Source organism: Maricaulis sp. ABE4_448, assembly GCF_056160825.1.
This window is the reverse complement of record NZ_JBSWXX010000002.1, coordinates 120,721-140,480: the sequence shown is the minus strand read 5'-3', so window position 1 is coordinate 140,480 and position 19,760 is coordinate 120,721. Positions and strand designations below refer to the sequence as shown.

Genomic DNA, 19,760 nt, shown 5'->3' with positions numbered 1-19,760 from the left:
CACCGGACAGACGGTCCGGCTTGCCGAGCTTTGTGGTCACCCCGTGAAGAGAGACCGAAAATATTTTAGTCACCGCCCCCATGCCGGCGCCTAAAAACTCGCGGACAGAGCAACGGAGAAACGTTGCGCCTGGTCGAAATCCTGCCGTTCAAAAGGCTCCGCGTACGAAACGCGGAGGCTTCCGAAATCACTTGAAATTTCCAAGGACACACCGGCGCTGGCCCGGATCTCGTGCTGATCGTAGAGCATGAGACCACCAACACCCGGCACGGACCAGGTACTGCCGAAATCAACAAACGCCCCCACCACCACCGGGCTGCCGGTAATCGGCCGCTGAACCTCAACTGTTCCGGTGTAGAAATTTGCCCCGCCCAGCGCATCCAGGGTGACGGCATCGCGCGGCCCCAGCCCGCCGAATTCAAATCCGCGAGGCTCGAGATCGCCTTGAAACGCCCGGTCCAGAACCGACACATATTCGCCGTCCAGACCGCGAATGACACCGGCTTTGACGTTGGTTTTGAGCGCAAACCCGCCGCCCAGCGGCACCTCATAGCGCGCGCCGAGCTCGAGCGCCGCAAACTTGCGGTCGCCAAGGCCGGACAGTTGAAGATTGGCATCCAGGCGGAGGCGTGCCGCATCCGGCAGGAAAGGCTCGAAATCACCATCTTCAAAGCGCGTAAAGACATTCACGCCGATGCTCGAACTTTCGCCGAAATCGCGCGCCAGCACTCCAGACATGCTGGAAGCGACAGAAGTCACATCGTCATAGCTTGCAAATGCGCCGACCCCGATGTGCGTGCGCGGCGCCACAGGCTTTTCACGCTCCACGGAGACCCGGACGCCCTGGCTTTCGAACGGGATGTGATCCCAGTTCTGCACGTGGGCCGAGACGGCATAACTCAGCCTGCCGATCTCGACCTCCGGACTGCGCAACAGGGAAATCCGCCCCTCCTCACCATCCGGCCCGCCGCGATAGCGCACCGAGGCCGCGATATCCTTTTTCTCCCCCAATTCCTCGGCGGAAAAGGCGATATGAGCCGTGGGACCGTAGAGCGAGGAATAGCTCGCACCCAAGGACAGGTCTCCCGACTGCGCCCGAGCCGCAGCCGGCGCCAGAATACTCGCAACAAACGAAGCGATCAGGAGGCGGGCAGGTGAGCTTGGCATGTGCTTCCCGGTAGAATGGTGTCGGACTCAAGGTGGAGGAAAACGGAAATCGTGCCGGAGGCGAGGTCTGCAATCGGCGAGACATAGTCGAAGGTCACAGCAGCTGGATCGACCGGACCGCCGTCCACGCTGAGCGCCAGTGTTTGCGCGGCGGTCACGGCCGGCAGACGCTCGCGCGGCACAAACGCTTCAACCCGCAACGGCGAGAGGACGTACAGCATCAGCAAAGACTGGCCCTGCGTAGCCTCGCCGGGGTCGAGAATATCCTCACCGATAACACCGGCGGCCGGGCTTCGCACAGTCGCCAGCTCGATTTTGCGGCGTAGAGGTTCCGCTTCTTGCGCGGCGATCTGCAGCTCCTCTTCGCGGCGCGCCACTTCGGCTTCAGCGCTGCGCAAGTCCAGCTCGACGGTCTCGAACTCGCCATAGGAAACCGCCTGCTGTTCATAGGCCTCTCGCAAGCGATCCACGCGGGCTTGCAACCCGGCACGGCGCTGGCGGGCCGCATTCAGCGAGCCGGTCGCATTGGCACGGGCTTCGATCAGCGCCAGTTCGGCCTCTTCAAGGTCCGTGCTCAGGCGCAAAAGCGGCTGACCCGCCTCGACAGACTGCCCCGGCCGCACGAAAACTTCCGCGACAATGCCGTCGAATGTCGGGCTCAGCTCGATCTGCCGCGAGGCGCGGATACTGCAATCGATCGGACGCGTGCGCGCCTCCTCCGGGGTGGGCAATTGCGCGTCAAGCGGTCCGGTGAACAGCAGGATCAGGGCCGGGATGACTCCCAGGCCGCGCATTACTCAACGGCCTCGTTCAGCGATCCGCCGGTGAGATATTGCAGCTCACCCCAGGCCCGCAGGTATTCCGCCTGATAGAAGGCTTGGCGTTCTTGCGCGACATTGAGGCGGATCTGACGGGACAGCACGCTGTAATTCACACCCTGGCCCAGCGCGACACGATCTTGCTCACGCTCCAGCGCGGCTTCTGCATCGGTCACGGCGACCTCGGATGCGGCAATCGCTTCGGACAACGCCATCATACGATCATGCGCTCCGCGAATACCGGTCTCCACTTCGCGGCGGACAGAGAAGTAATCCAGTGCGGCGATGCGTTCATCCACACGACCGGTCAAGCTGGAGAAACCGCGACCCGACGCGTTGAAGATCGGAATGGAGAGCTGCAAGCCGACCACTTGGTCCTCGGTCACCGAACCACCACCAAAGCGGCTATCCTCTCGATCTTCACGATCGAGCGAGGCATAGGCCGAAAGGACCGGTGCAAAATCATCGAAAATGGACTGCCATTTGCCCATATTGGCCATCACGACCTCAAAGGCCGCCGCCATGATGGCCGGGTTTTCCTCGCGGCCGATCGCCAGGGCGCTCTCAACGCCGGTCGGACGGCCATAACCCGACACAGCCGGCAGCTCACCGGGAAGTCCGCCCGTAATTACACGGCCCGACAAGGCCGAGAGAGTGGACAGGGCGTTTTGGTAGCGCGTGCGCTCGAAGGCAATTTCCGCCGCCATGGAGCCGCGCTCGCTGCGCATCGAGGCCAGATCCACAACCTGGCCTTCGCCAACACCGATCCGGCGCTCGATCCCGCCGACCTGCTGATCCATCAGATCCAAGCGCGCCTGCAGGAAGTCCGCGCGCTGCTTTGACTGGATCGCGATCACATACTGATCGAAGACTTCAGCACTCACATCCTTGACGGATTTGACATACTCCACCTCGGCCAGGGAGCGGGCGGAATTGGCGATGCGGATGCCGAAGATCCGGGAGAGATCGATGATCGGCTGGGTAATCTGGATGCGGTCCGTATCAACCGGGTAGCTGGCCGTACCGGCCTGGAAAACCTGATTGTCGGTCTCCACGACTTCCTGGTCGAGCTGGTCACGCTGCAGAGACGCACTCACCTGCGGCAAATAGCCAAAAATCGCGTTGAGACGCTGGGCCTCGGCGCGATTGATACCCTGCGCAGCCCGGCCGATGGTCGGGTTGCTTTGCAGAGCCGCCTCCATCAGGCTGCCAAGGTCGGGATTATTCACCAGCGCCATGGCACCGAAGGCGGTATCCAGCTGCCCGGTCGGGTTATCGCCACCAAGAATGCGCGCGAGGCGTTCTTCCGACCGCGCTTCCGCTTCCGCGTCAATTCCGGATGCGCGCAAAAGCGACAACCGCTCATCATCCGCCCGATCAATCACGGACGCGCAACCATTTGCGAACAAAGAAAAAGTGAGAACCGCGGACGCAATTGCGCCGCGCCCGTGAATGCCAGATGCCGACACGCCATCCCCCCGGACGAATTAACCAATGGTTATTGTCTATTCCATGCGGTTTTGAATGACGACCCCCAAAAGGCGAAAACTTTTCGCATAGTTGCAGAAATGACCACCCAAGCCAGCCTCGGGTAAATCAGTAACGCGAACCCTGAACCGTCTTCTCGGCACAATTGTTGTGAAACTGGCGTGCCTCGCGAGATCTCGTTCAAACCCCGCAGCCTTGAGCCTGTTCCATGCGAGCAGCGCCCCCGCAGGGTTTCACAAGCACGACCGCGCGCCGGCGGGTCAAGCCGCCCCATCGAAAGCATTTGCAAAGCAAATTGCCCTGAGATCGAAGAAATGGTGGAGCCAGACGAACCAACATCGAACCCGCAGGGTTCGCAAGCGCGACCGCGCGTCGGCCGGTCAGGCCGCCCCATCGGAGGCGTCCGCGAAGCGGACTGCCGTGAGATCGAAGAAATGGTGGGCCCGGAGGGACTCGAACCCCCAACCAAGCGGTTATGAGCCGCCGGCTCTAACCAATTGAGCTACAGGCCCGCCGTATCGGCGTGTTCTTTCGATACCGGGTTGCGCGTGTCTCGCCAAGATGCGGCCGCAGGCGGTCGCATCCGGATGCCGTTTCGGGGAAACCGCGTGCACATTAAGACGTTGCAATCTTGATGGCCGAATTGGGCCGGTGCCATTCAGGCTTCACTCAGCTGCGGCAGTGTTAGTCTGGCGCCAGATATCGAAATCACTGGAGGACACCCATGTTCCGCGCACTTATTGCCACCACCGCCCTGACCGCCCTGACGGCGGGCTCCGCCCTGGCCCAGGTCCAGGAGCCGCAGCCGACCCTGTCGCTCTCGGCGACGGCCGAAGTCCGGCTTGCCCCGGACTACGCACAGGTCAGCTCGGGCGTTGTCAGCCGCGCCGATACCGCCCAGGCCGCCATGCGCGCCAATTCCCGGGCGATGGCCGCCGTGTTCGCCGCGCTGCGCGCGGCCGGTGTCGCCGAAAACGACATGCAGACCTCGCAGCTCTCGGTGTCGCCGGTCTATTCGGACCGCCGCGAGCCGGGTCAGATCGAGCTGAACATCATCGGCTATGAGGCGCGCAACACGGTGACCGCGAAGGTGACGGACACCGAGCGGACCGGCGCCGTGATCGACGCCATGGTCGAAGCGGGCGCGAACAATATTAACAATGTCACCTTCGGCTCGGACAATACCGAGGACGCCATGGACGAGGCGCGCCGCCAGGCGATCGCCAACCTCCTGGCCAAGGCCGAATTGTTTGCCGACGCCGCCGGTTTCGAACTTTGCGGTATCCGCCGCATGGGCGAGGCGCATATGGGCTCGCCGCAGCCGGTGATGATGCGCGCCGCCTTTGCCGAGGATATGGCCGCAACGCCGGTCGCCGCCGGCCAGCTGACGCTCAACGCCTCGGTGAATGCCGACTTCTGCATCGCCGAATAGGCACGGCCTGCCGCGAGACACGAAAAGCCCGGGCATCGTGCCGATGCCCGGGCTTTACTGTGTTCCGGTGCAGGGCCCGGCGCTGCCGCGCCTAGCCGCCTTCGGCTTCCACGGAAATGCTTTCGCCGCCGAATTCGAAGGTGATCGTCTCGCTCTGCTGCTCCTGCCACAGCGCATAAGCGAGGCCTGCCGACAGGATCAGGAGTCCGGCGACCGCGCCGTAGAGCAGGATATTCCGGCTGTTCGATGCACGCATGACTGGCTCCTTGCGTCCGTTAGTGACGAAAGAGAAACGTGCAGTCAGCCATCCGGTTCCGAATGGTTGTATTCAAAGGGCGTGATCAGGCCGCTTTCGGCTTGGAGACGACCTGGTTGTGCTCATCGAACAGCACCACGGTCGGCACATGGTTCTCGGCCTCGGCCGCATCCATGCCGGCATAGGCGACAACAATGATGCGATCGCCCGGCTGGGCCAGACGGGCTGCAGCACCATTGATGCCGAAGGTCCGGCTACCGCGCGGCGCCTCGATGGCGTAGGTGGTGAACCGCTCGCCATTATTGATGTTCAGCACATCAACCTGCTCATGCGGCAGGATGCCGGCAGCTTCCAGATAATCGCGGTCGATGGAGATGGAGCCTTCATAGTGCAGGTCCGCCTGGGTGACGACCGCACGGTGAAGCTTGCATTTCATCATGGTGAGGCGCATCGCGCTCTCCTGATTACACAGAGGTTGTTGCACTGCACATACGTGCGGCTGACCGGAATTTCAACGGCGAAAACCGGATCCGCGGCATTCAGGACTGCGTGAAACCGCCACCGATTGTACCCGGGATCGGGTTTCACCCAACATGCAGGCGGGCGATCCATATCCTGCATTCTGGATGAGCCACCGCCCGGCGCGCAGTCACAAGCAATGAAGTCCGCTCATTCATGATGCTCGCCTCGGCGCGCCCGTCCCTCATCGAAGGTTCATGCGCAGGCTGCAAAACTGCGCTATACTTCGCAGAAAGGGAGCTGGACATGGAAACTCACCTTGCACGCATTACCGGTCTCGTGACGCTGGCCGCCGCTTCGCTCGGCGTGTCGGCCCAGACCCGGCCGCCGGCCGAACCCGTTCGTACGGCCGGCCTGGCCACCCTGCAGCAACAACAGCAACAGCTGCCCGCCCCGGACGCACCGCGCACCATGCCCGTCAACTGGGCCGCGGCCCGCGAGGATGCCCGCACCCAGACGCAGGCCAACCCCCAGTTCGCCGCCGTGCGGCAGGTCCAGCGCTTCCCGCAGCCGGTCAATGACGGCGCCGCCAATGTGACGGCGACGCGCCTGCCTGTCCTCATTCCCACATCGGCGGCGCTGGGTCTGGGCGAGAGCGCCGTCGCCCGCCTCTTCCCGCAGGCCGATTTCTATACCCTGTCGATCACCGGGCCGGACATTCTCGTCGAAGTGTTCGGCACGCGGCTTGCCCATGCCGTTACGCCGGACGCAGCCAGCCGCCGCCGGCTGCGTGCCGCCGATCCGGCGGGCTACCGGGTCAGCCAGACCGAGTATGGCCGGGAACTGTCCTTCAACCGCTATGGTGCGGCCTATTCGGTGACCGTGGAATGCGCCGAGCCCGTGACCGACACGCGCTGCACCTCCGAAACCTATGTCCGCCAGCTCGCCGATGCGCTGATGATTGCCGCCGGCAGCCCCGAACCGGGAGAGGAGTGATGTCACGCGCTGCGGAACTCACACTCGCGGCCGCCGTTGCAACAGCCGGGGTCGCGGCGATGATCTGGTGGCCGCAGGAGGCCAGCCTGCCCCCGCCGGCCCCGGATCCAATGGCAGAGGAGACGCCCATGGCCGACCCCGAAACCGATCCGCAACCGGAAGAACCGGTCCCGGCCGATCCCGAACCGGCCGACCCGCCGGACGAACGGCCCCAGCCGGAAGATCCCCCGGCCCCGTCCGAGGACATCCCGCCCGCCGACCCCGATCCCTATCCCGAACTCCCGCCCGGCCCGGAGGATGATGCCGGCATCGCGTTCAGCTGGATGCCCGCCGGCGATCTCGTGCCCGACAGCGGCACCGGCCAGACGCTGCAGATCAACTATGCCCCGGCCATGCGCTTCCCAATGGAGGCCGGCCAGGCCTATGCCAACAGCCAGGTCTATGGTCATGGCGGCTATCTCGGCCCCGGCGGCGGACAGTGCAATGCCGGCAATTACGCCTATGCCTGGCGCGACAATTTCTGCGAGACCCGGGGCTATGGCACGCCGATGTGCCCGTCCGGCACGGGTCATCAGGGCCAGGATATCCGCCCTGCCACCTGCCACGATGCCACGCACTGGGCCGTCGCCGTCACCGACGGGACCATTACCTCGATCGGCTCCTATTCGGTGCGCCTGATGAGCGATGACGGCGTGCGCTACACCTATCTCCACCTGGAAAAGGACACGCTGCTGGTCGAGGCCGGCGACCGGGTCGGCCAGGGCGAGCGGATCGGCTATGTGTCCAACGAGTTCGGCGGCACGGCGACCACGATCCACCTGCATTTCGAGATCAAGATGGCGGTCGACACCGGCGGCGAGATCCAGAACACGAATGTGCCGCCCTATCTGGCGCTGGTGGACAGTTATGAGCGTCTCCTCACCGCGAATGGCGGCTGACGCATTTTCAGCAAAAGTGGGAACCGGTTTTGCGGTTCGAAAATGCGACCACTCAAGAACCCGGCATTTTCAGCAAAAGTGGGGACCGGTTTTGCGGTTCGAAAATGCGTCCACTCAGACAAGGCCAAGCCGGGCGCCAGGGCTACACGCCTGAATTCGGCCCCGTTCTCCGTCATCATGCTCTGCGGGCGAGGCGCCCTTGGGGAGAAAAGGACAGGATCATGACATCACGCGTTTGGGCGGTTCTCGCTGTCAGTCTGGCACTGACGGCGTGCGAGGGGACCGAGCGGTATGAAAACGACGGCTATGCCGTCAGCGAACAAGCCCTGAACGACGAGGACGTCCTCACCGTCACCGGCAACCGGATTAACCGCGGCAGCGCAGCCGCACCGCCCCCGCCCATGATAGAGGCCGAGCCCCAGCCCGGTTCGGGCGGCGGCGCAGATGCGATCACCGAGCGCCTGATTGCCTATCGCTACAATTACCAGCTGGAGACCCCGCGCGAGGCGACCGAGCCGCTGATCGAAGCGCATCGCCAGGCCTGTCTCGATGCCGGACCAGCAGCCTGCCAGGTCGTCAATGCCAATATCTATGCCCAGGGCGATCGCGGCTCTGCGGGCTCGCTTTCCCTGCGCGCCGCGCCGGACTGGATCGAGGCTTTCCGCGACGGTCTGGCCGGCGAGATCGATGCCGCCGGCGGCCGCATCATGCATCAGGCCCAGTCGGCCGACGATCTGACCGCCTCGATCTATGACGCCGAAGCGCGTCTGACTGCCAAACGCACCTTGCGCACCCGGCTGACCGCGCTGCTGGAACGCCCGGGCGCGAGCGTCGAGGAATTGGTCAGCGTCGAGCGTGAGCTGGCCCGCCTGCAGGGCGAGATCGAGGGCGCCGAGGCGCAATTGCGCGTCATGCGGGGCCGCGTCTCCATGTCGGACCTGACGCTGAACTACACCTCGCGCATCGAGCCGGTCAGCCGCGGTGCCTTCGAGCCGCTGGGCCGGGCACTGCGCAATCTGGCCGGCAATTTCGCTTCCGGCCTGGCCAATGTCATCACCTTCATCGCCTCGGCCCTGCCCTGGCTGATTGTGATCGTGCCGGTCTTCTGGCTGCTGGGCCGCTGGCTGCGCGGCCTGTGGCGCAAGCGCAAGGCCGAACAGGCGGCGGGCTAGCCAGGAGGGACATGTACCTGCGGTACGTGTCCCCTCCCCGCATCCCTTACGCCGCACGCCCTACGCCGCGAGGTGCAGAACCACTTCGCGGCGGTGGGGGCGGTGGCGATGTTCGAACAGGTAGATCCCCTGCCACGTGCCCAGCAGCAGGCGGCCGTCCTCGACCGGGATGCCCAGCGACGTCTGCGTCAGCGCGGCCTTGATATGGGCCGGCATGTCGTCCGGCCCTTCCGTGGTGTGCCACAACCAGGACATGGACGGATCGTCGGCGTCGGGCACCAGCCGCCGGAAGAATTCGGCGAGGTCGCGCTGCACGTCGCTGTCGGCATTCTCCTGGATCACCAGCGAGCATGAGGTGTGCCTGACATAGGCGGTCAGCACCCCCTCCGCAGGATTTACTTTGCGTGCAAAGTTATCGACCTCGGCGGTAAACTCGTAGAGGCCGGGGCCGGTAGTGGGAATGGCGATACGATGCAAGGGCATGGGCGCAAGGTGGCCAGAGCGGCCCCGCTTGTCCAGCCGTTCCGGATCACTGCCAGCAGCGCGGGCCGGCTTCAGGCAATTCCTCATCCACGGCATGGGCAGCCGCCCAGGCGATGGCCATCGGAGACAGAGCCTCCTGCGTGTCCTCGCGATTGGTCAGCACGATCACCGACAGGCCGGTCGTGAGGTCGCGCACATAGGCCGTGCCGGCGTAACCGCCATGGCTGACCAGGGTGCGGCCGTCCCGATGATAGGCCATCCAGCCGCGCGCATAGCCCCAGCGATCGCAAGTTTCCCCGGTGTCGAACAGCCGCTGGATCTCGGCCGTCGCCGCCAGGGCACCGGCATTGATGGTCTCGCTGCCGGACAGCGCGGCTTCCCAGGCCATCATGTCGACGAGGGATGAGGTCACCCCGAAATGCGAGGTCAGGCCAAACTGCCAGACGCGGCGATTGCGCTGCAGACCATCTGCCTCGCTCCAGGCATAGCCTTCGGCGCGATGCGACACGATGGCCGACTGGTCCAGCATGGCCGTCTGATCCATCCCCAGCGCGCTGAAAAACCGGTCCTGAAGATGGTCGCCATAAGACTGACCGGTGACCTGCTCGATCACGAGACCGAGCAGGAAATACCCCTGGTCGGAATAGACCCAGTCCTCGCCGGGCCGGGCCGCCATCTCTGTCGCCATGGCCGATGCGAGCATGTCTTCGGTCGAGTAGTTCAGCAGGAACTCGCCGTTCGGTCTCATCTCGAACCGGTGAGTCAAACCGCCGGTATTGGCGAGCAACTGGTCGATCGTGATGGCCGACCAGGCCTCCGGTGCTTCATCGGGCAGATAGTCCACGACCAGGTCATCCAGCGACACCTGCCCGTCCTCCGCCAGCGTCAGCACGGCCAGCGCCGTCATGTGCTTGGTCAGCGAGGCGAGTTCGAAGACTGTCTCCCGCGTAACCGGCACCTGATGCTCGATGGACGCCAGGCCGTAGCTCCCCACATGGACCGGTTCGCCCTCCCGCAACACAGCGACTGCCATGCCGGGGAAATGCCCCTGCTCCATCAAGGGCTCGACGGCAGCATCGACGAGATCGAGCTGAGGAGCGGTCTGGGCCCAGACCTGGCCGGTGAGCAACATAGCGGTCGCCATGCCAAGCGTTTGAATTTTCACGATAGCTGTCCCCTGATCACGAACAGACAGGAAGACGCCGAAATGCGGCGGCATTATGCTCCTCTGCGCCCTGAGACCCTGACCTTCAAAGCTTGCGAGCCTTCGGAGCAGGGTCTTCAGACGGACGCCCCCAGCTCTCCATCCAGTCCCGGACATCGCTCCAGTCAGCACCGCTGCGCTCCTCGCGGAAGGCCAGCAGTCTGCGCTCATCCTCGGCCAGCACTTCCGGCGACCAGGGTCCTGTTCCGGCCGCCCGCTGCTCAGCCAGGTCTGCCGGCAAACCTGCTTCGCTCGCGGCCAGGTCAGCCAATAGCTCTGCCACGGTGAGATTGCGTGCCGCGGCTCGGGCCTCGAGCAGCGCCGCCGTCGTCTCATCGACCTCAATCGCACGAAATTTGGCGTTCATCGCTAAACTCTAGGGCCGAAGCCCCGGGAAGTCGATTGGACAGGCCGGCAGCCCAATAAAAAAGCCGGCCCGAAGGCCGGCTTTTCATTGAGCGTGTCGCGTCTGGATCCCGGAACGGGTCCGGGATGATCCGCCGCCGCGCGGCGGCTCAATTATCCAGGAAACTCCGCAGCTTGCGCGAACGGCTCGGGTGTTTGAGCTTGCGCAGGGCCTTGGCCTCGATCTGGCGGATACGTTCGCGGGTCACCGAGAATTGCTGGCCGACTTCTTCCAGCGTGTGGTCGGTGTTCATGCCGATGCCGAAACGCATGCGCAGCACGCGTTCCTCACGCGGGGTGAGCGAGGCGAGCACGCGGGTCGTGGTTTCGCGCAGATTGGCCTGGATGGCGGCATCGATCGGCAGGACGGCATTCTTGTCCTCAATGAAATCGCCCAGATGGCTGTCTTCCTCGTCGCCGATCGGCGTTTCCAGGGAGATCGGCTCCTTGGCGATCTTCATCACCTTGCGCACTTTTTCCAGCGGCATGGCGAGCTTTTCGGCCAGTTCCTCCGGGGTCGGCTCGCGGCCGATCTCGTGCAGCATCTGGCGCGAGGTGCGGACGATCTTGTTGATCGTCTCGATCATGTGCACCGGGATACGGATCGTGCGCGCCTGGTCGGCGATCGAGCGGGTGATGGCCTGGCGGATCCACCAGGTGGCATAGGTGGAGAATTTATAGCCGCGGCGGTATTCAAATTTGTCGACGGCCTTCATCAGACCGATATTGCCTTCCTGGATCAGATCCAGGAATTGCAGGCCGCGATTGGTGTATTTCTTGGCGATGGAGATCACCAGGCGCAGGTTCGCCTCGACCATCTCCTTCTTGGCCACGCGGGCCTCGCGCTCGCCCTTCTGGACGGTGCGCACAATGCGGCGCAGATCCTCGATCGGCACGCCGGCGCGCTGGGTGAGGTCGGCCAGATCGTCGCGGATCTTGCCGGCATCGGTCGCTTCGCGATCGATAAAGCGGTCCCAGGCCTTGGACGTGCCGGCCATCGAGGACGGCCAGTCGGGGCTCAGCTCATTGCCGAAATAGCTGTCCATGAACTGCGCCCGCGGCACGCCGTGGGCGTCGGCCATGCGCAAGAGCTTGCCTTCCAGCGACATGCGTTCCTTGTTGATCGCATAGAGCTGTTCGACCAGAGCCTCGATACGCGCATTGTTGAGGTGCATCGTATTGAGCTGGGTGACGATGGAGTTCTGGAGCCCCTCGTACTTTTCCCGGCTCTGCTTGGTCAGGTCCTTGCCCTCGATGCGGGCGGCAACCAGCTTGTCCTGCAGCTTGCGGAAGGCGGCAAAGTCGGACGCGATCGAATCGAGCGTCTCCATGACGCCGTCGCGCAGTTCCGCTTCCATCGCCGACAGGGAGAGCGAGGCACCGTCGTCCTCGTCATCATCATCCTCGTCGTCGCTGGAGCCTTCGGTCTCCTCCTCGTCGTCCTCATCCTCGTCGTCATCGTCGCGGGAGGATTTCTTGGCAGACTTCTCGTCTTCGTCGCCGGACTTGTCCTGCGGGTCGGCCGGCGCGGCCGCGGGAGCTGCGCCCTCGGCTTCGCCCTCACCATCCTCGCCCTCTTCACCCTCGGCCTGCTGGCCGCCATAGGTGGCGTCGAGATCGATGATGTCGCGCAGCAGGACCTGGCCTTCCTGCAGCTCGTCGCGCCAGACCATGATGGCTTCGAAGGTCAGCGGGCTTTCGCACAGGCCGCGGATCATCGCATTGCGGCCGGCCTCGATGCGCTTGGCGATCGCGATCTCGCCCTCGCGGGAGAGAAGCTCGACCGAGCCCATCTCGCGCAGATACATGCGCACGGGATCATCGGTGCGATCCGCGGACGAGCCGGTATTCTGGCCCACCACGGCAGCCTTGCCGCTGGCGGCCGCGACAGAGCGGCTGTCGCTCTCCTCCTCGTCATCATCGCTGTCGTCGTCATCGCCGGAGGCATTCGCCTTGGCGTTGTCGCCGTCATCGTCGACGTCAGTCTCGCTGTCGACGACGTTGATGCCCATCTCGGACAGCTGCGCGAGCACGTCCTCGATCTGCTCGGAGGAAAATTCCTCGCTCGGCAGAACGGCGTTCAGCTCGTCATGGGTCACATAACCGCGTTTCTTCGCGGTCTTGATCATGTTCTTGACCGACTGGTCCGTCAGGTCCAGAAGCGGACCGTCCTGGTTTTCCGATGCGTCGTTGGCTTCGGCCGTTTTGCTCATTTATTCGTCCCTTGTCGCGCTGCCCAGTGCGCACAATTGGAATGTGTTCCGTGTCAGGACTGTTCCGATCGCGAGGTTTCCCGGCGCCAGGCCTCGACCAGCCGCCGCACACTCTCGGAATCATCCCTGCCAATTTCTTCGTTCAGCCGCGCGCGTATCTCGTCGCGCCGGCGCTGTGCCTCGCTTCGTTCCATATAGGCTGCAGCCAGACGCGTCCAAGCCTCTGTTCGTGACCTAAGGGACGCCTCCGTTCCGCCCAGTGCCGCCTGCATGGGGCCGCGCTCTCCGTCCAACCGCTTTATCGTTGCCGCATATCCGGCTTCGGCCAATCTGGCCCTAAGCGTGTCGGTTTGCACAGACTGCCCAGAAGAGCAGGCGTCTAAAACGGCGTCGCGCAGTGAGTCAAGCGAACCGAGGCGCAAAAGCGCCAATGTCTCCACCTGGTCGACCGCGATATCGGGGTAATCGATCGCGGCGAGAAGCAGGTGACGCGCCAGATGATCGGCCGGTTGACGGCCTGCAGCCTGCGTCTTGCGCTTCAATTCGGCACTGGCCCGCATGGGCGGCATCTTGCGCCCGTAAGCTCCTGCGGACCGGCGCATTTGCTGTGGCCGGCTGCCGAACAGCGCTTCCATGCGCTGGTCGAACTCGCGCCGGTATTCTTCCCGTATATCGGTATCGGCGATCTGGGAAACAAGCCCCCGGATCCGCCGCCGGAAACCGGCGCGCCGGTCCGGATCATCGAGCGGTTCAGCATTCACCTCGCGCTCCCACAGCAGATCGGCCAGCGAACGGGTCTCGGTGAACACTGCGCGCAGGGCGTTGGCGCCCTCCTCGCGCAGAAGATCGTCCGGATCCTTGCCCTCGGGCATGAAGGCGAAGCGCAGCGTCTTGCCCGGCTGCAGCAGCGGCAGCGCCCGGTCAGCCGCCTTGAAGGCCGCCCCACGGCCGGCACTGTCGCCATCCAGGCACATCACAGGCTCGCCGCCGGCACGCCAGAGAAGCTGCAGCTGGTCCTCGGTGACGGCCGTGCCCAGCGGCGCCACGCCGTGATCCAGCCCGGCACGCGCCAGGGCGATCACGTCGAGATAGCCCTCCGCCACGATCAGGCCGCGGATCGTCTGCTTGGGATCGGACGCCGCCTTGCGCGCTTCGGGATAGCGGTAGAGCACCGAACCCTTGTGGAAGATCGGCGTCTCGGGCGAGTTGAGATATTTCGCCCGCGCTTCCTTCGACAACGCCCGCCCGCCAAACGCCACCAGGCGCCCGCGCGGATCATGGATCGGAAACATGATGCGGTCGCGGAAGCGGTCATAGGGCGAGCCGTGATCCGGCTGGATCAGCAGGCCGCATTCGACCAGGTCCTCGACCGGCGCCCCGGCGGTCACCAGCTCGTCCTTCAGCGCCGTCCGCCCGTCCGGGGCGAAACCGATACCGAAGCGCACGCAGTCCTGACCGGTCAGGCCACGCCCCTTGAGATAGGTCCGTGCCGCCTCGCCTTCCGGCTGGCGCAGGGCGCGCAGATAAAAGGCCTGGGCCACCTCCATCCATTCCACGAGGGATTTGCGATGAACGGTCTTCTCGTGGGCTTCCGGGTCCGGTTCGGGCAGGCGCAGCCCGGCCTCCCCGGCCAGCCGCTCCGCCGCCTCCATGAAGGAGAGGCCTTCCATTTCTTCCAGCCAGGTGAAGACATCGCCATGCTTGCCGCTGGCAAAGCAATGATAGAAGCGCTTGTCGTCATTGACGAAAAACGATGGAGTGCGTTCTTTCTTGAAGGGCGACAGGCCGACGAATTCGCGGCCCTGGCGTTTCAGCTGCACGGTGCGGCCGATCAGGTCTGACGGGCGGACCCGCGCCTTGATCTCGTCGATGAAATCCTCACCCAGCCGCATCTGAAAGCGTTCGCCTCACCCGTCCGTTGTCACAGCCGGACATGATGCGCCCGAAAGCTTCCGGCGTCACGCGATCAAATCAGGATCAGGTTCAGGCCGCGCCGGCGAGCAGCGTCTTCACCTTGGCGCCCGCCTGGCCGAAATCCATCCGGCCGGCATAGCGGGTTTTCAGCTCGCCCATCACGCGGCCCATATCCTTCAGGCCGGACGCGTCGAGTTCGCTGACGACGGTCTGGGCCGCCTGCTCGATTTCCGTGCTGTCCATCGGCTTGGGCAGGAATTCGCGGACGATCTCCGCTTCCCCGCGCTCGGCCTCGGCGAGATCCAGGCGGCCGGCCTTTTCATAGGTCTCGGCGCTCTCGTCGCGCTGTTTGGCAAGCTTTTGCAGGATGGCCATGATTTCCGTGTCCTCACAGCCGGCGCAGCGGTCTTCCGCGCGCGCCGCGATGTCACGGTCCTTGATCGCCGCAGAGATCAGGCGGAGCGTCGACAGACGCGTCTTGTCGCCAGCCTTCAGGGCGGATTTCAGTTCGTCGGTGATACGGTCGCGAAGAGACATGATGTAACTGGTCCATTCTGGGTGCCCTTTGGCAACCCGTCACGAAATCTCCGGTGTGAAAAAGTGATCGCGCGCCTCCGGGAAGCGCCATTTGTTTCGAGCGTCCGGGCCTGTTGTCCGCAGATGCGTTCCTGACTGTCTGCTCATCCTCGGCTTTGCAGCCTCTGAAACAAGGGCCGGGGGAATATGCCCTCGCCGCATAATAATCAACCCCTCATCGATCCGCGGTCATAAAGATTGATCGATCCGGCCGGGAACCGGACTTGCGGTATTGACCCGGCGGGTCGAAGAGACTAGCGAAGCGCCCGTTTATCCGGACGTCAGAGGCAAGCCGATTCCCCGGCCGCCCGGCGCGCGTCCCCGCAAGGCAGGAGAGCCCCATGTCGCAGCCAGATCCGACGCAGGCCACAGGCGCCATCGCCCTTGCAGACGGCCAGGTTTTCCTGGGCCACGGGACCGGCGCAAGCGGGACCGCAATCGGCGAGCTGTGCTTCAACACGGCGATGACCGGCCATCAGGAAGTCCTGGCCGACCCGTCCTATGCCGGCCAGGTCGTCTGCTTCACCTTCCCCCATGTCGGCAATGTCGGCGCCAATGCGGAAGACGAGGAAGCCGCCAGCGGGCCCGCCCGCAAGGCCGCCGTCGGCATGGTGTCCCGCGCCACGATCACCCCGCCGGCCAACTGGCGCGCCGAATCCTCCTTCGAGGAATGGCTGCGCACGCGCGGCATTGTCTCGGTAACCGGGATCGACACGCGCGCCCTCACCCGCCGCATCCGCGAGAAGGGCATGGCCATGTGTGCCATCGCCCATGATCCCTCCGGCAATATCGATATCGAGGCGCTCAAGGCCGCTGCTGCCGCCGCGCCGACCATGGAAGGCCGCGAGCTTGCCGCCGACGTCACCCGCGAAGCTGCGGGCGAGTGGAGCGAAGGCAATTGGGTGCTCGGCGAGGGCTATGCCGCCGGACCGGAAGACGGTCCGCGCGTGGTCGTGCTCGACTATGGCGTGAAGGCCAATATCCTGCGCCTGCTCACCGGCGCGGGCGCCCGCGTCGCGGTACTGCCGGGCAAGGCCGGTATCGACGAGGTGAAAGCCCTCAATCCGGATGGTGTGGTCTTCTCCAACGGCCCGGGCGATCCGGCCGAGACCGGCAAATATGCCCTGGCGACCATCAAGGCCGTCATCGAGGCCGGCATCCCGGCCCTGGGCATCTGCCTGGGCCACCAGATGCTGGCGCTCGCGCTTGGTGCCAAGACCGCGAAAATGCCCCAGGGTCATCACGGCGCCAATCACCCGGTGAAGAACCACGAGACCGGCCAGGTGGAGATCGTCTCCATGAACCACGGCTTTGCGGTCGATGGCTCGACCCTGCCGGCCAATGCGGCGGAAACCCATGTCTCGCTGTTTGACGGCTCCAATTCCGGCTTCAAGCTGACCGACAAGCCTGTCTGGGCTGTGCAGCACCACCCGGAAGCCAGCCCGGGCCCGCAGGACAGTTTCGCCGTCTTCGACCGCTTTGTCGGCGCACTGAAGGCAAAGGCGGAGGCCTGAGCCTTCTCCCGACGACGTGGTGAAGGTTCCAGCGAGGTTCACAGATGGCCCGGAGATATTCCGGGCTCCCCCCGGAACCGTCACCCTGACGAAGGTCAGGGCCCAGTTCGAAAAACCGGATTGAGCCAGTCCCCGCGGGACGTTGCCCTGCGACCTGGATCCTGACCTTCGTCAGGATGACCTCGTGGAGGCTAGAGCGAACAGCATCGCCGCCGCCGGCTGAACGCAGCGCCAAAAAGGGCTGGCTGCCCGGCGCGCATCGCAGCATCATCTCTTGATGCTCGATCGCCGCACGCTTCTCGCCGCTTCTCTTGCCACCGGCCTGACCGCCTGCAGCCGGTCCGCGCCGCCGGACGGTCTGCTGCGCGTCGCGACAACCAATCTGCCCGACAGTCTCGATCCGGCGCGCGGCGAGTTCGCCTCCGCCGCCCTGGCCTACAAGCAGCTGCATGCCGGGCTGACCGAGTATGCAGCCGACGGATCCGTCGCGCCGGGCCTGGCGGAAAGCTGGACCTTCCGCGATGACGGGCAGCGCTGGTATTTTCATCTGCGCGACGGGCTGACCTGGTCGGACGGGCATCCGCTGACCGCCGAGGATGTCGTCTGGTCGGCCCGGCGGCTGGTAGACCCCACGCAGAGCTTTGCCCAGCTGGGCGATTTCTTCGCCATCGAGAACGCCCGCGCGGTGCTGGCCGGCGAGATGCCGCCCGAGGCGATGGGGGTCAGCGCGCTGAACGAACGGAGCGTCGAGTTCCGCCTCACCGACCCGCTGGGCCTGCTGCCCGTGCTGATGCGCGAATTCTACCCTCTCCCGCGCCATGTCATCGAACGCCACGGCGCCGACTGGGTGCGGCCGGAAAACATGGTCACGGCCGGCGCTTATACGCTGACCGGAGAGAGCCAGCTGCATCTTTCGATGACCCGCAACCCCGCCTATTACGACGCCGCCCGGGTCGCGATCCCGGCCATCCGGCTGGACGCGGTGCAGGATGCCGCCACACGGGTGCGCCTGTTCCGGGCGGGCGATTACGATCTGGCCGACCAGCCGCCGGCCAATCAGATCGGCTTCCTGCGCGACCGGCTGGGCGAGCGTTTCCGCAGTTTCGATGCGCCGGTCCTGCGCTATCTCAAGCTCAATCACGCCCGCGCGCCACTGGCCTCCGCCGAAACGCGCCGGGCGCTGTCCGCCGCGATCGATCGCGGTTTCATCGCCGAGGAGTTCTTTGCCGGCACAGCCAGCGCGACGCGCCATGTCGTACCGGTGATCGATCCGGAAGCCGGGGCCGCCAGCGCCAGCCCGGCGCTGGAGATCGGCAGGCCGCTGCAGATCCGCACCACGCCGGGTGATAATGAGCGTATCGCCCTGGCCGTGGCGGATGACTGGCAGCGCGCCGGCGTGGAAACGGAGATCTTCGTCACCTACGCCACCGATCTCTACCAGGCCGTCGATGCCGGCGATTACGATGTCGCCGTCGCCAGTTTCAACCGGGGCCTGAAGTCCGATCCCTTCTTCATGCTGGACCCGTTCGCGCCCGGCGGATTTGCCGACAATTTCAACTGGCGTGACGCGGATTTCGCCGGCGCCATGGCCCGGGCCCGGCGCGAGACCGATCCCGCCGCCCGCGCCCTCGCCTATCAGCAGGCCGAAGCCCGCCTGTTCGAGGAAACCGCCATCATCCCGCTGCTGCACGAACGGGCGCACTGGATGGTGTCGAACCGGGTCGCGGGAACCCGCAGCGATGTCCAGCCCATGCTCTGGCGGGAATTGTCACTCGTTCCGCCGGAACTCGAATAGATCGCCCGGCTGGCAGTCGAGGGCATCGCACAGGGCGATCAGGGTGGAAAAGCGCACGCCCTTGATCTTGCCCGTCTTGATCATCGACAGGGCCTGTTCGCTGACGCCGATCCGGTCGGCCAGCTCCTTCGAGCGGATCTTGCGGCGCGCCAGCCAGACATCGAGATGGACGATGATCTCGCCGGGCAGGGTCTCGTCCTCATCACTCACAGGATCAGCTCCAGCTCCTCCTGCTTGCGGCGGCCCTCAGCCAGGATATGCGCCACCAGGAAGAAGAGCAGCGCCAGGCCGATGGCCTGGACATCGCGCGAGGAGAAGGCGATTTCCAGCGCGTTCGGCACATGCGGATTGGCGACCGAGAGATAGACGCCCATCACCGTATGTCCGGCGGGCGCCCACAGCGCGTTGACGAGGCTGGCCAGGGCAAACTGGCGGAAGCCCGTCACGGCTTCGGCCGAGAAATACCGCCCCTGCGCGCCTTCGGTGAACAGGCCGCGCAGCCCCCACAGCCCGTAGAGCGTGATCACGACCGGAACAGTGGCAATGCCGGCCGCTCCGAGACGTACAGGCAGGATGAACCAGTCCAGCGACGGGCCTCCCAGCCCGTTGCCGGGGACCGGCCGCTCGAGCATGCCGGACAGGCCGGGCAGCATCCATGTGCCCCAGGTCACCAGCGGCTGAAGCACCATAAGCACCAGCGTGGCCACCGCCAGAAAGCGGCTCAGCCCCCGGATACGGGCGTCATTTCGGTGTGCGGCGGGCGCCTTGTCGATCACGAGCTGCATCCTGAATTAAAGTTTTACTTGAATTTTTTGCGATATTAGTTGAATCGTCAGATATCGGCAATCGGGAGCACCACCGTATCAACCCATACCCCCAGCCGTTGCGGTTCGTGCCTGACTGACCGGGTCTCGCCTTCTCTCTCACACC

19 protein-coding genes and 1 tRNA gene are annotated in these 19,760 nt (G+C 64.7%); 6 read left to right on the top strand and 14 right to left on the bottom strand.

Annotated features, from left to right (window positions below; translation table 11 throughout):
* Positions 1-90 precede the first annotated feature (90 nt).
* The 4 genes from ACXAJV_RS07145 to ACXAJV_RS07130 form a co-directional block, all read right to left on the bottom strand.
* Positions 91-1,074 (bottom strand): BamA/TamA family outer membrane protein, encoded by a 984-nt coding sequence (locus tag ACXAJV_RS07145; protein ID WP_475083611.1) that lies wholly within the window; start codon positions 1,072-1,074, stop codon positions 91-93.
* Between the two features lie 65 nt (positions 1,075-1,139).
* On the bottom strand, positions 1,140-1,961 hold the full coding sequence (locus ACXAJV_RS07140; protein WP_475083608.1) for an efflux RND transporter periplasmic adaptor subunit: 822 nt from the start codon (positions 1,959-1,961) through the stop codon (positions 1,140-1,142).
* Positions 1,961-3,334: a TolC family protein gene (locus tag ACXAJV_RS07135; RefSeq protein WP_475083606.1), complete on the bottom strand. Its 1,374-nt coding sequence runs from the start codon at positions 3,332-3,334 to the stop codon at positions 1,961-1,963. Before ACXAJV_RS07135 ends, ACXAJV_RS07140 begins: the two co-directional genes overlap by 1 nt.
* 574 nt (positions 3,335-3,908) lie before the next feature.
* Positions 3,909-3,985, bottom strand: a tRNA-Ile gene (locus ACXAJV_RS07130).
* A gap of 212 nt (positions 3,986-4,197) precedes the next feature.
* Here ACXAJV_RS07130 and ACXAJV_RS07125 point away from each other — a divergent pair.
* On the top strand, positions 4,198-4,905 hold the full coding sequence (locus ACXAJV_RS07125) for an SIMPL domain-containing protein (protein ID WP_475083604.1): 708 nt from the start codon (positions 4,198-4,200) through the stop codon (positions 4,903-4,905).
* 91 nt (positions 4,906-4,996) lie between these two features.
* Here ACXAJV_RS07125 and ACXAJV_RS07120 read toward each other — a convergent pair whose 3' ends face one another.
* Together ACXAJV_RS07120 and panD are read right to left on the bottom strand one after the other, a co-directional pair.
* Positions 4,997-5,161 (bottom strand): hypothetical protein, encoded by a 165-nt coding sequence (locus ACXAJV_RS07120; protein WP_475083602.1) that lies wholly within the window; start codon positions 5,159-5,161, stop codon positions 4,997-4,999.
* 85 nt (positions 5,162-5,246) lie between these two features.
* Positions 5,247-5,612 carry an aspartate 1-decarboxylase gene (gene panD, locus ACXAJV_RS07115; RefSeq protein WP_475083600.1) on the bottom strand — a complete coding sequence of 122 codons (366 nt, stop codon included), beginning with the start codon at positions 5,610-5,612 and terminating at the stop codon, positions 5,247-5,249.
* A gap of 314 nt (positions 5,613-5,926) precedes the next feature.
* Here panD and ACXAJV_RS07110 point away from each other — a divergent pair, with 314 nt between their 5' ends.
* From ACXAJV_RS07110 to ACXAJV_RS07100, 3 genes are all read left to right on the top strand, one after another.
* A complete protein-coding gene (locus ACXAJV_RS07110) occupies positions 5,927-6,616 on the top strand; it encodes a hypothetical protein (RefSeq protein ID WP_475083598.1) in 690 nt (229 codons plus the stop codon).
* Positions 6,616-7,554 carry a M23 family metallopeptidase gene (locus ACXAJV_RS07105; protein WP_475083597.1) on the top strand — a complete coding sequence of 313 codons (939 nt, stop codon included), beginning with the start codon at positions 6,616-6,618 and terminating at the stop codon, positions 7,552-7,554. Before ACXAJV_RS07110 ends, ACXAJV_RS07105 begins: the two co-directional genes overlap by 1 nt.
* A gap of 221 nt (positions 7,555-7,775) precedes the next feature.
* A complete protein-coding gene (locus ACXAJV_RS07100; protein ID WP_475083594.1) occupies positions 7,776-8,726 on the top strand; it encodes a DUF4349 domain-containing protein in 951 nt (316 codons plus the stop codon).
* Positions 8,727-8,786: 60 nt separating this feature from the next.
* Here ACXAJV_RS07100 and ACXAJV_RS07095 read toward each other — a convergent pair whose 3' ends face one another.
* From ACXAJV_RS07095 to ACXAJV_RS07070, 6 genes are all read right to left on the bottom strand, one after another.
* Positions 8,787-9,209: a secondary thiamine-phosphate synthase enzyme YjbQ gene (locus ACXAJV_RS07095; protein ID WP_475083592.1), complete on the bottom strand. Its 423-nt coding sequence runs from the start codon at positions 9,207-9,209 to the stop codon at positions 8,787-8,789.
* A gap of 46 nt (positions 9,210-9,255) precedes the next feature.
* A complete protein-coding gene (locus ACXAJV_RS07090) occupies positions 9,256-10,374 on the bottom strand; it encodes a serine hydrolase domain-containing protein (RefSeq protein ID WP_475083589.1) in 1,119 nt (372 codons plus the stop codon).
* A gap of 85 nt (positions 10,375-10,459) precedes the next feature.
* Complete coding sequence (locus ACXAJV_RS07085; RefSeq protein ID WP_475083587.1) at positions 10,460-10,780, bottom strand: hypothetical protein; 321 nt, start codon at positions 10,778-10,780, stop codon at positions 10,460-10,462.
* Between the two features lie 148 nt (positions 10,781-10,928).
* Entirely contained in the window at positions 10,929-13,031 is a 2,103-nt protein-coding gene (rpoD, locus tag ACXAJV_RS07080; RefSeq protein ID WP_475083584.1) for an RNA polymerase sigma factor RpoD, read from the bottom strand.
* Between the two features lie 53 nt (positions 13,032-13,084).
* Entirely contained in the window at positions 13,085-14,923 is a 1,839-nt protein-coding gene (gene dnaG, locus ACXAJV_RS07075) for a DNA primase (protein ID WP_475083582.1), read from the bottom strand.
* A 91-nt stretch (positions 14,924-15,014) separates the two neighbouring features.
* Entirely contained in the window at positions 15,015-15,482 is a 468-nt protein-coding gene (locus ACXAJV_RS07070) for a GatB/YqeY domain-containing protein (protein ID WP_271188185.1), read from the bottom strand.
* A 380-nt stretch (positions 15,483-15,862) separates the two neighbouring features.
* Here ACXAJV_RS07070 and carA point away from each other — a divergent pair, with 380 nt between their 5' ends.
* Both carA and ACXAJV_RS07060 read left to right on the top strand, forming a co-directional pair.
* Positions 15,863-17,035, top strand: coding sequence for a glutamine-hydrolyzing carbamoyl-phosphate synthase small subunit (carA, locus tag ACXAJV_RS07065; RefSeq protein WP_475083579.1), 1,173 nt, complete (start codon positions 15,863-15,865; stop codon positions 17,033-17,035).
* Between the two features lie 277 nt (positions 17,036-17,312).
* A complete protein-coding gene (locus tag ACXAJV_RS07060; protein WP_475083577.1) occupies positions 17,313-18,830 on the top strand; it encodes a peptide ABC transporter substrate-binding protein in 1,518 nt (505 codons plus the stop codon).
* Here the strand turns inward: ACXAJV_RS07060 and ACXAJV_RS07055 are convergent.
* Together ACXAJV_RS07055 and ACXAJV_RS07050 are read right to left on the bottom strand one after the other, a co-directional pair.
* The gene (locus ACXAJV_RS07055; protein WP_475083575.1) at positions 18,804-19,040 is read right to left on the bottom strand and encodes a helix-turn-helix domain-containing protein; all 237 of its coding nucleotides are present in this window, start codon (positions 19,038-19,040) and stop codon (positions 18,804-18,806) included. The two genes, ACXAJV_RS07060 and ACXAJV_RS07055, sit on opposite strands and share 27 nt — an antisense overlap.
* Positions 19,037-19,606, bottom strand: a complete 570-nt coding sequence (locus ACXAJV_RS07050; protein ID WP_475083573.1) for a DUF2975 domain-containing protein — start codon at positions 19,604-19,606, stop codon at positions 19,037-19,039. Before ACXAJV_RS07050 ends, ACXAJV_RS07055 begins: the two co-directional genes overlap by 4 nt.
* Positions 19,607-19,760: the final 154 nt, after the last annotated feature.